13 protein-coding genes are annotated in these 13,749 nt (G+C 65.2%); 10 read left to right on the top strand and 3 right to left on the bottom strand.

Translation table 11 applies throughout. The annotated features are described in order from the left end of the window. Positions 1–68: 68 nt before the first annotated feature. Positions 69–551, bottom strand: coding sequence for a cupin domain-containing protein (locus tag RAD04_RS03040; protein ID WP_461622569.1), 483 nt, complete (start codon positions 549–551; stop codon positions 69–71). 235 nt (positions 552–786) lie between these two features. Here RAD04_RS03040 and RAD04_RS03035 point away from each other — a divergent pair, with 235 nt between their 5' ends. Next, the gene (locus RAD04_RS03035; RefSeq protein WP_461617324.1) at positions 787–1,071 is read left to right on the top strand and encodes a hypothetical protein; all 285 of its coding nucleotides are present in this window, start codon (positions 787–789) and stop codon (positions 1,069–1,071) included. A 73-nt stretch (positions 1,072–1,144) separates the two neighbouring features. After that, complete coding sequence (locus tag RAD04_RS03030; protein WP_461622568.1) at positions 1,145–1,861, top strand: peroxiredoxin-like family protein; 717 nt, start codon at positions 1,145–1,147, stop codon at positions 1,859–1,861. A gap of 17 nt (positions 1,862–1,878) precedes the next feature. Here RAD04_RS03030 and RAD04_RS03025 read toward each other — a convergent pair whose 3' ends face one another. Then, positions 1,879–2,760 carry a LysR family transcriptional regulator gene (locus RAD04_RS03025; protein WP_461622567.1) on the bottom strand — a complete coding sequence of 294 codons (882 nt, stop codon included), beginning with the start codon at positions 2,758–2,760 and terminating at the stop codon, positions 1,879–1,881. A 201-nt stretch (positions 2,761–2,961) separates the two neighbouring features. On the opposite strand from RAD04_RS03025, the gene RAD04_RS03020 reads away from it, so the two are divergent. Beyond that, positions 2,962–4,098 carry a DUF3734 domain-containing protein gene (locus tag RAD04_RS03020; protein ID WP_461622566.1) on the top strand — a complete coding sequence of 379 codons (1,137 nt, stop codon included), beginning with the start codon at positions 2,962–2,964 and terminating at the stop codon, positions 4,096–4,098. A gap of 91 nt (positions 4,099–4,189) precedes the next feature. Continuing rightward, entirely contained in the window at positions 4,190–5,140 is a 951-nt protein-coding gene (locus tag RAD04_RS03015; protein WP_461622565.1) for an oxygenase MpaB family protein, read from the top strand. Positions 5,141–5,430: 290 nt separating this feature from the next. On the opposite strand, the gene glgA is transcribed toward RAD04_RS03015, so the two are convergent. Next, on the bottom strand, positions 5,431–6,846 hold the full coding sequence (glgA, locus tag RAD04_RS03010) for a glycogen synthase GlgA (RefSeq protein WP_461622564.1): 1,416 nt from the start codon (positions 6,844–6,846) through the stop codon (positions 5,431–5,433). A 191-nt stretch (positions 6,847–7,037) separates the two neighbouring features. Here glgA and RAD04_RS03005 point away from each other — a divergent pair, with 191 nt between their 5' ends. The 6 genes from RAD04_RS03005 (at position 7,038) to RAD04_RS02980 (ending at position 13,684) form a co-directional block, all read left to right on the top strand. Next, the gene (locus RAD04_RS03005) at positions 7,038–8,234 is read left to right on the top strand and encodes a CaiB/BaiF CoA transferase family protein (RefSeq protein WP_461622563.1); all 1,197 of its coding nucleotides are present in this window, start codon (positions 7,038–7,040) and stop codon (positions 8,232–8,234) included. A gap of 131 nt (positions 8,235–8,365) precedes the next feature. Continuing rightward, positions 8,366–9,910 (top strand): ABC transporter substrate-binding protein, encoded by a 1,545-nt coding sequence (locus RAD04_RS03000; protein WP_461622562.1) that lies wholly within the window; start codon positions 8,366–8,368, stop codon positions 9,908–9,910. 7 nt (positions 9,911–9,917) lie between these two features. Then, positions 9,918–10,868, top strand: coding sequence for an ABC transporter permease (locus RAD04_RS02995; RefSeq protein WP_461622561.1), 951 nt, complete (start codon positions 9,918–9,920; stop codon positions 10,866–10,868). Continuing rightward, complete coding sequence (locus tag RAD04_RS02990) at positions 10,855–11,727, top strand: ABC transporter permease (RefSeq protein WP_461622560.1); 873 nt, start codon at positions 10,855–10,857, stop codon at positions 11,725–11,727. Before RAD04_RS02995 ends, RAD04_RS02990 begins: the two co-directional genes overlap by 14 nt. Beyond that, complete coding sequence (locus tag RAD04_RS02985) at positions 11,724–12,716, top strand: ABC transporter ATP-binding protein (RefSeq protein ID WP_461622559.1); 993 nt, start codon at positions 11,724–11,726, stop codon at positions 12,714–12,716. The genes RAD04_RS02990 and RAD04_RS02985 overlap by 4 nt, the downstream gene beginning before the upstream one ends. Next, positions 12,713–13,684: an ABC transporter ATP-binding protein gene (locus RAD04_RS02980; protein WP_461622558.1), complete on the top strand. Its 972-nt coding sequence runs from the start codon at positions 12,713–12,715 to the stop codon at positions 13,682–13,684. The genes RAD04_RS02985 and RAD04_RS02980 overlap by 4 nt, the downstream gene beginning before the upstream one ends. Positions 13,685–13,749 lie beyond the last annotated feature (65 nt).

Genomic DNA, 13,749 nt, shown 5'->3' with positions numbered 1-13,749 from the left:
GGCGCCCGGAGTGGGGAGTTCCGGGCGCCACATCTCGTAACGAGTGCGCTGGGGCTGGAATGTGCTCGTTACATGTGGTGGTCGTTGGGATCCTTGCGGACGTCGCCGACATAGAGAATGACGGTGTCCTTGCCGAGGTTCTTCCACCAATGCGAGGTGCCGAGAACCTCGGGGCGGATGTCGCCGGCCTTGTGCACGATCGGATCGACGCAGTTGGAGGCGTATTCGACGATCTCGCCCTGCTGCACGAAAATGAGAGCGGGGCGGTCGTCATGGCTGTGCCAGGGCACGATGCCGCCAGGCTCGATGGTCAGCTTGCGGAAGCGCAGCTCGCGGCCCTCGATATGCGCCGGCTGCTTGCCGAGGTCGATCGCCCCCAGCGTGACGTCGGTAACGCCGACGGGTTTGTAGTCGACCATCTGCTGGGCGTTCGGCTTGATCTTACCGGCCGGGCACTCGCCGGCAACGACCGGCTGTGCCGAGAGCGTCAGCGCGGCGGCGATGGCAAGGCCTGGCCAGATCAGACGCGACAAGGCATGGCTCTTGAACATGGGGAGATCTCCTGTGTTGGCCGCAACCCCGCTGGTCGCCGGCGATGACGGAAGCTTCATCGAGATCGCGTCGATCCTGAAATGCCGGCTTGCTCTCGATGCGATAGCGGTGCGCTATGTTGATGCGCGGCGGCTATCGATCCGATTGGCCAACGGCATTTCCGCTTTCGCGGCATTCGGCGTCCGATGGCAAGGCGCCCGATGGTGGGCGTCACATCAATCCGCAGGAGCCCCAATGCCGAAATTGTCCAGGACCCTGATCGCCGCCGCCGCGTTTGCGGTCATCGCCACCTCGGCCTTCTCGGAGGTCGCCTGGGACTTCAAGGCCGGCATGGCCTATGTCTATGGCGGACCCGGCAAGATGTCGGCGATGGCCATGGCCCCGGCCGAAAAGAACCACGAGGCGATGATGAAGAACGCCAAGAAGGTGCCCGACAACACCGTCTTCTTCATGAGCAACGGATCGCTGTACTCCACCTCGGGACGGCTCGATCCGACCGGAAATTTCTACGTGAATTGAACGGGCCCTGGCGGCCGCCCCTTGCGGGCGGCCGAACCGGGAAACTAATATTGGCCGAATGCCGGAGCAGAAGATGACAGCTCTCTCGCCAGCCGACGCCGAACAGCTCAGGCTTGCCTTCCAGCGCTGCCGCGACATGGACGGCACGCTGAACGAGCAGCTCAGCGCCTATGCCGATGCCAGCCGTGCGGTGTTTCCGGCCTATGGCGAGGCCGTCGATCGTCTGGTGGTGAGATTGGGCGGGAACGGCGGTGGCGAGACCGCGCCTCACCCGGGCGATGCGATGCCGCCGTTCATGCTGCCGGACGACGCCGGGCGTCTCGTCACGCTGCCTTCGCTGCTGGAGCGCGGTCCGCTCGCCGTGATGTTCTTCCGCGGCCATTGGTGTCCCTATTGCCGGCTCAATGTCCGCGCCGTGGTCCAGGCGCTCGACCGCATCACAGCCATGGGTGCGCAGATCATTGCGGTCATGCCGGAGACGCAGGAATTTACCCGCCAGCTCAAGGCTGAATCCGGCGCGCCGTTTCCGATCCTGACCGATCTCGACAACGGCTATGCGCTGTCGCTCAATCTCGCGATCTGGCTCGGCGGCGAGATCCAGGACCTGTTGTCCTATCAGGACATGGCGAAATTCCACGGCAATGACGGCTGGATGCTGCCGATCCCGGCCGTGTTCGTGGTCGGCCGCGACGGCATCGTGAAGGCCCGCTTCGTCGATCCCGATTTCCGCAAGCGCATGGAGATCGACGATCTGCTCGCGGCACTGGAGAGCGCGGGCAGGGAGAACTGAGCGCTCGCGACGCGGGCTTATCCTGCAATTTCCCGCCAGTCGGCACCGCGCAGCATGCGCATCACTGCGTTGGCCACCGCCGTGCGTTGCCGGCCGGCGACCCCGTAAAGGCTGACGGTGCGGCGGGCGTCCAGGCCGGCGACGGCGGCACGCGTCAGTGTCTGCGGCAGGGGCGAGGTGTGCGGCACCATGGCGACGCCGATGTCGGCTTCGACGAGCTCGATCAGGTCGCGCTCGCTCGAAATCTCGTGGCCATGCTCGATGCCGTGCTCGCGCAGGCTCGCGGAGATGCGGCGCGAATGCTCGCAGAACGTCCGGCTCAGCAGTTGCTCCGAGCGCAAATCGTCCAGTTCGATGCTGCTGCGTCCGGCCAGCCGATGTCCGTCGCCAACGACGAGTTCGAAGCTCTCGGTGAACAGCGGCCAGGCGTCGAGCCGGTCCCAGGCCTCATCGATCTCGGCGGCGATGCCGAGCTCGGCTTCACCCTTCTTCAAGAACTCGCCGACCTCACGGCTCGTCCCGCGCAGGAAGCGGAATTCGAGCCGGTTGAACTGCCTCCTGATCTCGTTGAGATGCGGAATGAGCAATGCCAGATCGATCGAATGCGTCAGAGCGATACGGAGCGCGCCGACCTCTCCGCTCCGGAACGAGGAGGCGAGCGAGCGGGCGCCGGCGGCGGCGTCGAAACACTGCTTCAGGAGCGGATGCATGCGCTGGCCGAGCTCGGTCAGTTGCGCGGCCGGCCGTTCTCGGCGGAACAGATCGCCGCCAAGCTCGGCCTCGAGCTGCTTGATCGCGCGCGTCAGCGAGGGCTGCGTCACGTTGCACTCCTCGGCCGCGCGCGTGAAATTGAGCAGCTGCGCCACCGCGAGGAAATAGCGGACCTGGTGCATTTCCATGGATCGGCTCCCAGCGAAATCGACCTCAAATCTAGCCGATCGGAGCCAGAAATGACATCCCACGCGCGATAGCACGGACGCATGGACTTGGAAGCCAACCGGCATTTCAAAAGATCCCGCCATCTCTTAAAATGATCGCGGGTAACAATGCCGCCGCGTCCGACGAAAATTCGGCCGGTGCAGGCTCACCAGGAGCGAACCATGAACGGCATGAAGGGCAAAGGTGCGGATATCCCAGGTCAGGTCGTGCTGGTGCTTCAGGGGGGTGGTGCGCTCGGCTCCTATCAGGCGGGCGTCTACCAGGCGCTGCACGAGGCCGGCATAGAGCCGGACTGGGTCATCGGCACCTCGATCGGCGCCATCAACGCGAGCCTGATTGCCGGCAACGTGCCGGAGCAACGGCTTGCGCGCCTGAAGGAATTCTGGAAGCGGATGGAGCAGACCCCGGTCTGGACCCTGGGCGGTGCCTTTCCCGACTTCAACGACAGGCTCGCTTACTGGTCGACTGTCACCGGCGGCATTCGCGGCTTCTTCTGGCCCAATCCATTGGCGCATGCGGGCGATGCCTATCCGCTCGGTGCCGACAACGCGGGCTATTATTCGACCGCGCCGCTGGAGAAGACGCTGAGCGAGCTGGTCGATTTCGATCTCGCCAATCGCTGTGCCCCGCGCCTGACGGTCGGTGCGGCTCATGTCGGCACCAGTGAAATGCGCTATTTCGACAGCCGCAACAGTGAACTCACGGTGAAGCATGTGATGGCGTCGGGCGCGCTGCCGCCGGCTTTCCCGGCGGTGCGCATCGACGGCGAGCTCTATTGGGACGGCGGCATCCTGTCGAACACGCCGACGGAAGCGGTGTTCGACGATAATCCGCGCAGGGATTCGCTGATCTTCTCCGTGCATTTGTGGAATCCCGTCGGGGCCGAGCCGAACACGATCGCGGAGGTGCTGAACCGGCACAAGGACGTGCAATATTCCAGCCGCATTTCGAGCCAGATTGCGCGCCAGCAGCAGGCCCATCGCCTGCGCCATGTCATCAACCAGCTTGCGGCACGGCTTCCGGAGAGCGAGCGCAGCGATCCTGCGGTGAGAGAGTTGATGAGCTATGGCTGTCCGACCCGCATGCATGTGGTACGGCTGCTGGCGCCGCAGCTCGAGCGCGAGACCCATACCAAGGATATCGACTTCAGTCCGTCGGGGATCACACGGCGCTGGCACGCTGGTTACGCTCACACGCGATCGGTCCTGGCACGCAAGCCCTGGATCGGCGAATTCGATCCGCTTGCCGGCGTTGTGCTGCATGAGCATACGGACGAGATGCCGATTGCGGCGGAGTGAGGGCTTTGCGCGTTATTGTCTTGCGCAGTGACGATTTCCCGACGGCACGGTCTGGGCTATTGTTGCCGCGTCTTCGTCGCGAGGCTTGCAATTGGTCGCTGAAAAGGATCTCGAGGCAACGCTCGATCTGGTCCGCGCCCACGCGGCGGGACCGGTGGCGGGCGTTTTCGGTCCTGATACGCTGACCTGGCGGATCGACCGGGAGGCCGTCATCTTTCTCGGCGCGGGACGCGCGCTGTTGCTGCAACTGGCGCATCCCTGGGTCGCCGCCGCCATCGCCGAGCATTCGAAAACCCTTGCCGATCCGATCGGCCGCTTCCATCGCACCTTCGACATCGTCTTTGCCATGGTGTTCGGCTCACTCGACCGTGCCTTGCGCTCGTCCCGGCAGCTGCATCGGCGGCACAGCATGATCGTCGGAGAGATGCCCGAGACGGTCGGTCCCTTTGCGGCAGGCTCGCGCTACAGCGCCAACGATATCCCCTCGCTGCGTTGGGTCCATGCGACGCTGGTCGAGACGGCGCTGATGGCGCACGAGCTGGTTCTGCCGCCATTCTCGGTGGAGGAGCGCGAGCGCTACTGGACCGAGAGTCGGACGTTCGGTGCATTGTTCGGATTGACGGCGGATGATCTGCCCGCGGACTGGTCGGGCTTTACGGCCTACACCGCGGCGATGGCGCAGTCGGACACGCTGACCGTGAGCCCGGCGGCGCGCGAGATCGCGGCGCAGATTTTTAGCGGCGCGCGACCGTGGTTGCGGCCGCCACGATGGTATCGCGCGCTCACGGCGAGCCTGCTGCCGGAACGATTGCGCGCCGGCTTCGGGTTTGAGCTCGGCGAGCGGGAGGTCAGATCGGCCGACAACGCGCTGCGATGGATCCGGCGCATCTATCCGACATTGCCGGACCGGCTGCGCTATGTCGGCCCCTACCAGGAAGCCCAGGCCCGCTTGCGGGGCGAGCCGCAGCCCGACTGGATGACCCGCTGCCTCAACCGCGCCTGGATCGGACGGTCGCAGATGGATGTGCGCGGGAAGGGGTAAAGGCCCGATTTCTCGTGTCTCGGACAAGCCACAACGCGCATAGCGCGTTGCGGCGCAGAGCCGGGACCCAGAGGCCACGAGCTCCGCCGAGACATGGGCCCCGGCTCAGCAGCGCACCACGTCGCAAGCGCGACGCGCTGCGTCCGGGGCACGAGAGGAGAGTGAGGCGCACACTTTTTCCGCACCGTCATCGCGAGGAGTGCTTGCGACGAAGCAATCCAGACAGTCGCTGCGGAAGGATTCTGGATTGCTTCGCTGCGCTTGCAATGACGGAGAATGAGCGGCGCGCCTCACACCGATGCCAGCTTCCGGTAGAGCGCGCTGTAGGTCCCCGCCGAGATGCTCCAGGAGAACGATCGCCCCATGGCGCTGCGGCGCATGGTGTCGAGCTGGTCTTGCGCCATGAAGGCCGAGAACGCGCGGCGGACACCGCCGAGGAAGGACTCGCGCGAGGGCCTCGTGAACAGGAAGCCGGTCTCGCCGTCGGTGATGGTTTCGGCAAGGCCGCCGGTCTGGTGACCGATCGGCAGCGAGCCGAAGCGCTGGGCGTACATCTGGCTAAGCCCGCACGGCTCGAAGCGCGAGGGCATCAGGGTGAAATCGCTGCCGGCGAAGATGCGGCGCGCCTGGGCTTCGTTGAAGCCGATCACCACCCCGATGGCGTCGGGGCGGCGGCGATGCGCGTCGATCAGGGCCTGCTCCAGCGCCGGCTCGCCGGAGCCGGTGACGACGATCTGCCCGCCGGCATCGACGATCTCGTCGGCCGCCGACAGCACGAGGTCGATGCCCTTCTGATGGACGAGGCGCGCGACGATGCCGAACATCGGGCCGCGCGACACCGCCAAGCCAAACTGCTTGCGGACGTAATCCGCATTGGCCCTCTTGCCGACCCAGTCGCCGGCGCCGAACTGCTGGGCGAGCTGGGCGCAGGAGCGCGGGTCCCAGCTCTCGTCGATGCCGTTGAGGATGCCGGTGAGCTCGGACGCGTCCGAGCGCAGGCGGAGCAGGCCCTCCAGGCCGCAGCCGAATTCGGCCGTGGTGATCTCGCGCGCATAGGTGCCGCTGACGGTGGTGAGGTGCGAGGCGTAGACGAGGCCGGCCTTGAGGAAGGACAGTTGGTCGTAGAACTCGACACCGTCGATGTGGAAAGAGCTCTCCGGTGCGCCGATCCGCCGCAGCGAGTCCTTCGGGAAGAGGCCCTGATAGGCGAGGTTGTGAATGGTCAGGATCGACGGCAGCTTGGAGCCGCGCCAGGCGAGATAAGCCGGCACGAGCGAGGCCTGCCAGTCATTGGCATGGATCAGGTCAGCTGCCCAATTCTTGTCCAGCTTGCCCATGGCAAGCTCAGCGGCGGCCGAGGCAAAGCGCGCGAAGCGGATGTCGTTGTCGGGCCAGTCGCGCCCGGACTCGTCGCCATAGGGGTTGCCGGGCCGGTCGTAGAGTTGCGAGCAGAGTAGCACGTAGACCGGCAGGCCGTCCTTGGTCGCGGCCCGTCCGAGCGAGCAGGCCGGCATCTCCGCGAAGGCCGGGCAGCGGCCAACGATCTGAATATGCGTGAGTTGCTCGATGATGTCGCGATAGCCGGGCAGCATGATCCGGATATCGGTAAAGGAGCGAAGGGCGCGGGGCAGCGCAGCGGATACGGCTCCAAGGCCGCCGACGCGGACGAAGTCGTCCATCTCCGTGGTGACGAACAAGACCTTCAAGAACAGCTGCCCTCTGTCGATCCCGTTCGATGCTATGCAAGAACGGGTCCAGTTGTCCGGGAATTCTTAAAGCCCACCCACGCGGCGCGTCGGTTCGGTAAACACTTTCCTACTCGGCCGCCGCCCTCTAGGGTCGCGCATCAACAACAGAGAACTTCGAGAGTTCCTAAGACCCAAGGACGTGAGCAGGCATGCAGCTAGCAGATAAGCATGAGGGGACGACGACAAAAGCCTTCGCAGGGCTCAGGGTCCTGGATTTTTCGACCACCATTGCCGGTCCTCACTGCGCGCGGATGCTTGCCGACATGGGCGCTGAGGTCATCAAGATCGAGACCGACGGCGGGGAGACGATGCGAACGCGGCCGCCGCTGCGCAAGGGATGCAGCACCGCGTTCGGCCAGCTCAATGTCGGCAAGAAGAGCGTCGTGCTCGACCTCAAGTCCGAGGACGGCAAGGAGGCGGTGCGCCGGCTGGCCGCGACATCAGACATCCTGGTCGAGAACTTTCGCCCCGGCGTGATGCACCGTCTGCGGCTCGACTACGACAGGCTGCGCACCGTCAACTCAAGGCTGATCTATTGCTCGATCTCGGGCTACGGCCAGACCGGCCCCTCGGCCGAGCTGCCGGCTTATGCTCCGGTGATCCATGCGGCCTCCGGCTACGATATGGCGCATCTGGCCTACCAGCCGGGCCGCAATCGCCCTGATTATTGCGGCATCTATCACGCCGACGTGGTCACCGGCACCTATGGCTTCGGCGCGATTGCTTCGGCGCTCTATCAGCGGACCGTGACCGGCCTTGGCCAGCACATCGACGTGTCGATGCTGGAATCGATGCTGTCACTGACGTTGACCGAATTGCAGAGCGCACAATTCGCCGTGAAGCCGCCGCCGCGCCCGATGTTCGGGCCGACCGAGACGGCAAGCGGCTACGTCATGATCACGGTCGCCAGCGAAAAGACGTTCCAGGGATTGATGGGTGTGATCAGTCACCCCGAATGGATCTCCGATCCGCGCTTTGCGACCTATGCCGCGCGCCGCGACAATTGGGCGGAGGTGATGGACGGCGTCGAAGCCTGGTCGCGGGAACTCACGACCGATGCGTGTCTCACAGCGCTAGGGGCTGCCGGCGTGCCGGCGTCGGCCTATCGCACCGTGTCCGAGGCGCTGGCCGATCCGCAGCTTGCGCACCGGCAGGCGCTCTCCGAGGTGCGTGACGAGGGCGGCTCCTTTCAGGTGCTCAACCTGCCATTCCGGATGTCGGGTGCTGATACCACGCCGGCCAAGACGATGGCCGTGCTCGGCGAGCATACGGATGCGCTGCGCGAGGAGATCAGCCTCGCCGACGATGCATCAATTCCGACAGGCAAAACTGCCGCGACAGGCTGAGCACCATTACGCCGCACGTGCGGCGTGTGATCTGTCGCGCGTTCCTCTTGCCGTGGCGAGCTTTTGTCGCCAATCTCGTCCCCAGTCATTCAACGATCCGAAACATCGGACGAGGGATCCCGGGAGGAACCATGACGAACATTGCTGCCGCAGCGCGCAAGCACGCGCCGATTTTCCTTGTTGCGGCATTTGCCCTCCTTCCGCTGGCCGGGCCGGCGCAGGCACAGAAGCCGGGCGGCAGCATCACCGTCGGCCAGGAGCTGGAGATTGCGGGCTTCGATCCACTCAAGGTCGGCGTCTACGACACCTCCACCTTCACCGCGGCCGCAGCGATCTTCGATACGCTGACCACGCTCGACGACAAGGGCGAAGCCGCGCCGAAGCTCGCGGTGTCCTGGACTCATTCCGACGACTACATGACCTGGACCTTCAAGCTGCGCGATGGCGTGAAATTCCATGACGGCACACCGTTCAATGCGCAGGCCTTCAAGGAGAATTTCGACCGGCAAAAGGACCCGGCCAACAAATGCCGCTGCGCCTTCTACATCACCAACGTCAAGGAGGTCTTGGCGCCCGACGACAACACCCTCGTCTACAAGCTCACCGATCCCTCGGTGAACCTGCCAGCGGTGATCACGATCCAGAGCTCCAACAACGTCATTCAGTCGCCGACCGCCTGGAAGACCAAGGGCGACGATTACAATCGCAATCCCGTCGGCACCGGTCCCTACATCCTGAAATCATGGACCGCCGGCGACCGCATGGTGCTGGAGAAGAACCCCAACTACTGGGACAAGGGCCTTCCCTATCTCGACCGCATCATCTTAAAGCCGCTGCCCGATGCGCAGTCGCGCTTCGCCTCGCTGCAATCGGGCGAGGCCGACATCATCTGGGACGACGAGAACGACGCCGACAACATCATGAGGGCGCAGAAGGAATCCAAGCTCACGGTGCACACCTACAAGGGCTCGGGCGCGCAGGTCTACGCCTTCAACACCAAGGTCGCGCCGTTCGACGATGTCCGCGTGCGTCAGGCGCTGGTGATGGCGCTCGACCGCCCGAAAATGTCGCAGGCGATCAGCAACGGCCTGAGCCGGCCCGCGACCAATCCCTATGGCGATGGCTCCTGGGTCAAATGCAAGGACGACGGCGCGCTGCCGTTCGATGTCGAGAAGGCCAAGGCGCTGATCAAGGATTACGGCAAGCCGGTCGAGTTCAAGACGCTGGTGACTGCGACGCCGCGCGGTCGGATGATCGGCCAGGTGCTCCAGCAGTTCTGGAAACGCGCCGGTGCCAATATGGAGATCGAGCAGGTCGATCAGGCCACCATTCCCTCGCGCGCCTTCACCCGCCAGTTCCAGATGACGCCGTGGCGCATCGTCGATCTCGCTGATCCCGATCCGCAGATGTACGCGAATTTCCGCAGCGGCAGCCCGCTGGCATTGGCCGGATACTCAAATCCTGAGCTCGACAAGCTGCTGGACCACGCCCGCGTCACTGCCGACCTCGGCCAGCGCACCGAGGATTACTGCGCCATCAGCCGCCTGATCAACAAGGAGGCGATCTGGTTCTGGACCTTCCAGAACACCTATTACGCGCTGTCGAGCGCCAAGCTGAAGGGCTTCCCCAAGATCTACAACGGCGTGATCGACGTTTCGCGGACCTGGCTGGAATGAACGCGCGATGCTGAACTTCGTCGTTCGGCGGCTGCTTGGCATGCTGCCGGTGTTGCTCGCCGTCTCTCTGCTGACATTCCTGATCGCCTCGCTGCTGCCGGGCGATCTCGCTCTCGTCATCCTCGGCGATCAGGCGACGCCGGAGAATGTCGCGGCGCTGCGCCGCGACATGGGGCTCGACCAGCCGCTGTGGTGGCGCTATTTGAGCTGGCTCGGTCACGTCTTGCAGGGCGATCTCGGCCGCTCGTTCCGCACCGGGCAGACGGTGTTGCAGGCGGTGGCCGAGCGCATTCCGGTTTCACTTCAATTGATGCTGATGGCTGAGTTCATTGGCCTCGTGATCGGCGTTCCCGTCGCGATCGCATGCGCTGCGCGTGCCGGCGGCGCCTTCGACCGTTTCATGACCGGCAGCGCGTTCGCGATGCTGTCGATGCCGTCCTTCCTGGTGGCGATCCTGCTGATCTATCTGTTCGCGGTCGAACTGCACTGGCTGCCGGCGACCGGCTATGTGCCGTTCACCGAGGCGCCGCTGGCCAATCTGCGCTTTTTCGTGCTGCCGGCACTGACGCTGGCACTGGCGGAATGGCCGGGAATCATGCGGGTGCTGCGCTCCGACATGATCGCGACCTTGCAGGAGGATTATATCGCGCTCGCCAAGGCCAAGGGTCTCAAGCCCGCGCGTATCCTGTTCGTGCATGCGCTCAAGCCCTCGTCGCTGACGCTGGTGACGGTGACTGGCATCAATATCGGCCGTCTGCTCGGCGGCACGCTGATCGTGGAATCGATCTTCGCGCTGCCCGGCATCGGCCGGCTTCTGGTCGGGGCGATCTACACCCGCGACCTGGTCATCCTCCAGGGCGTGGTGCTGCTGGTCGCCTGCGGCTTCGTCATCGTGAATTTCATCGTCGACATGCTCTACGCCGTGCTCGACCCCAGGATCCGCCATGGCCACGCTTGAGCTCTCGATGCAGGACGAGGCGGCGCCCGTGCCCGTCGGCCGCAAGCGCAGGCTCGGCCTGCTGTTCTGGCTCGCGAGCACCTGGCTTGCGATTATCCTTGCGCTCGCGATCCTTGCGCCGGTGCTGCCGCTGCAGAACCCCGTGGACATGGACATGCTGGAGCGCCGCGCCGCGTTCTCCGGCGAGCATTGGCTCGGCACCGACGGACTCGGCCGCGACGAGCTCGCCCGCCTGATTTTTGGCGCGCGCGTGTCGCTGACCGTCGGGCTGATCGCGCCGATGATCGGCCTTACGCTCGGCGGCGCGCTCGGCCTGCTCGCCGGCTATTTCCGCGGCCGGTTTGAGACGCTGGTGGTCGGCAGCATGGACGTGCTGCTCGCCTTTCCGCCGCTGATCTTCGCGCTCGCGGTGACGGCTTATCTCGGTCAGTCCGTCCCCAACCTCACCCTGATCCTCGGCGTGCTCGGCATTCCCGCCTTCATGCGTGTGGCGCGGGCCGCGACGTTGACGCTGGCGCGACGCGAATTCGTGATCGCTGCCGAGGCATTAGGTGCCAGCCATGCGCGCATCCTGCTGCGCGAGCTGTTGCCGAACGTGATCCTGCCGCTGCTGGCCTTCTTCCTGCTCGGCGTCGCCGTCACCATCGTGGTCGAGGGGGCGCTGTCGTTCCTCGGTCTCGGCGTGCCGCCGCCGATGGCGAGCTGGGGCAGCATGATCGGCGAGGGACGCGACAGCCTCGACGTCGCGCCGCGGCTGGCGTTCCTGCCGGCGGCCGGACTGTTCCTCACCGTGCTGGCCTTCAATCTGGTCGGCGATACCTTGCGGGCGCTGACCGACCCGCGTCAGGGGGCGCTGTGAGCGCTCCGCTCTTGACCATCGAGGACGTCGCGGTCGAGCTGCCGACGCCGCGCGGTAATCTGCGCGCCGTGGATCACGTCGACCTGTCGCTGGAGGCGGGCCGCACCCTCGGCATCGTCGGCGAATCCGGTTGCGGCAAGACCATGCTCTCGCGCGCGGTGCTTCAGCTGCTACCGAAAAAAGCAAAGCTCACGGGCCGCGTGATGTTCGACGGCCAGGATCTGGTGCGGCTCGATGCGGAACGCTTGCGTCGCTTGCGCGGGCGCGATCTCGCAGTCGTGTTCCAGGACCCCATGACCTCGCTCAACCCGGTTCTGACCATCGGCACGCAGTTGATGGAGACGATCCAGGAGCATCTCGAGCTCGATGCTCCCGCGGCGCGGAAGCGCAGCATCGAGCTGCTGGCGGCTGTCGGTATTCCGGCGCCTGAGCAGCGGCTCGCGCAATATCCGCATCAATGTTCCGGCGGCATGCGCCAGCGCATCGCAATTGCGATCGCGTTGTCCTGCGAACCGAAGCTGCTGATCGCGGACGAGCCGACCACCGCGCTCGACGTCACCATCCAGGCACAGATCCTCGATCTGCTCGCGCGCGAGCAGCGCCGCCGCCACATGGCGATGATCATCATCACCCACGATCTCGGTGTGGTCGCGGGCCGCGCCGACGAGGTCGCCGTGATGTATGCGGGCAGGGTGGTGGAGCGCGCCCCGACCCAGGCGCTGTTCAGGCGCATGCACATGCCCTACACAGAGGCGCTGCTGGCGGCGATCCCGAAGCTGGAGACCGCGCCGCATACGCCGCTGCCCGCGATCTCGGGCCGTCCGCCCGATCCGACACGACCGCTAAAGGGCTGCTCCTTCGCGCCGCGCTGCCGCTATGCCGCTAGCCGCTGTCATGAGGCCAAGCCCAACCTGAAGAGCGCCGAGATGCCCGATCATCTCTATGCCTGCTTCCATCCGATCCAGATGACGGAGGGAGTTGGCGCATGATGCAGCTTGCCACGCGCGCCGAGCCGCTGCTGAACGTCGACAATCTCGTCGTCGAATATGGTCTCGGCAACAAGACGGTGCATGCGGTGTCCGGTGTCAGCCTTGCGGTCGCGCGCGGCGAGACGCTGGGGCTGGTCGGAGAATCCGGCTGCGGCAAGTCGACGCTAGGGCGCGCCGTGCTGCAATTGCGCCGCGCCAAATCCGGCCGCGTGCTGTTCGACGGTGAGGACCTCACCGCGATGGAGGGCGAGGCGTTGCGCAAGATGCGCCGCCGCGTGCAGTTGATCTTCCAGGATCCGATCGCCTCGCTCAATCCGCGCCGTCGCATCGGCGACATCGTGGCCGAGCCGCTGATCATCGCCGGCGTCAAGGATGCCGCCGAGCGCAAGCGCAGGGTTCACGAGGTGCTCTCTGCGGTCGGGCTCGATCCTGATCTCGTGGCGGGCCGCCTGCCGCATGAATTCTCCGGCGGGCAGTGCCAGCGCATCTGTATCGCGCGGTCGCTCGTCCTCAATCCGGAATTCATTGTCTGCGACGAACCGGTCTCAGCGCTGGACGTCTCCATCCGCGCACAGATCCTCAATCTGCTGGAGGAGATGAAAGCACGCTTCGGCCTCACGCTGTTGTTCATCGCGCATGATCTCGCAGTGGTCAAAGCGGTCAGCGACCGCGTCGCGGTGATGTATCTCGGCCGGCTCTGCGAGGTCGGTCCGTCGGAGCAATTGTTCGCAAATCCTGCGCATCCCTATACCGGGCTCTTGTTGCAGGCGATCCCGGTGCCCGATCCGGATGTGCGTCCCGCCGAGAGTGTGGCGGCGGGTGAGCCACCATCGCCGATTGCGCCGCCGTCCGGCTGCCGCTTCCGCACCCGCTGTCCGCGGGCAGATCAGCGATGCAGCGCGGAGATACCGGAGTTGCGCGAAGTCGGGCCCGGCCAGTTCGCGGCTTGCCATCATCCGCTGACCTGAACTAAGACCGGTTTGTCTCGCCTCGCCGGCCATGGCATGGTGGCGCGACAACGACAAGCATGCCG

This window comes from Bradyrhizobium sp. 25ACV (assembly GCF_054863005.1).
The sequence above is the reverse complement of the archived record's forward strand: the minus strand, read 5'-3'. Positions and strand labels throughout refer to the sequence as shown.

Excerpts from the sequence above, each read along its gene's own strand:
- RAD04_RS03000 (WP_461622562.1), top strand. The coding sequence starts at position 8,366 with ATGACGAACATTGCTGCCGCAGCGCGCAAGCACGCGCCGATTTTCCTT.
- RAD04_RS03005 (WP_461622563.1), top strand. The coding sequence starts at position 7,038 with ATGCAGCTAGCAGATAAGCATGAGGGGACGACGACAAAAGCCTTCGCA.
- RAD04_RS03035 (WP_461617324.1), top strand. The coding sequence starts at position 787 with ATGCCGAAATTGTCCAGGACCCTGATCGCCGCCGCCGCGTTTGCGGTC.
- RAD04_RS03020 (WP_461622566.1), top strand. The coding sequence starts at position 2,962 with ATGAACGGCATGAAGGGCAAAGGTGCGGATATCCCAGGTCAGGTCGTG.
- RAD04_RS02995 (WP_461622561.1), top strand. The coding sequence starts at position 9,918 with ATGCTGAACTTCGTCGTTCGGCGGCTGCTTGGCATGCTGCCGGTGTTG.
- RAD04_RS03030 (WP_461622568.1), top strand. The coding sequence starts at position 1,145 with ATGACAGCTCTCTCGCCAGCCGACGCCGAACAGCTCAGGCTTGCCTTC.
- RAD04_RS03040 (WP_461622569.1), bottom strand. The coding sequence starts at position 551 with ATGTTCAAGAGCCATGCCTTGTCGCGTCTGATCTGGCCAGGCCTTGCC.
- RAD04_RS02980 (WP_461622558.1), top strand. The coding sequence starts at position 12,713 with ATGATGCAGCTTGCCACGCGCGCCGAGCCGCTGCTGAACGTCGACAAT.
- RAD04_RS03025 (WP_461622567.1), bottom strand. The coding sequence starts at position 2,760 with ATGGAAATGCACCAGGTCCGCTATTTCCTCGCGGTGGCGCAGCTGCTC.
- RAD04_RS02990 (WP_461622560.1), top strand. The coding sequence starts at position 10,855 with ATGGCCACGCTTGAGCTCTCGATGCAGGACGAGGCGGCGCCCGTGCCC.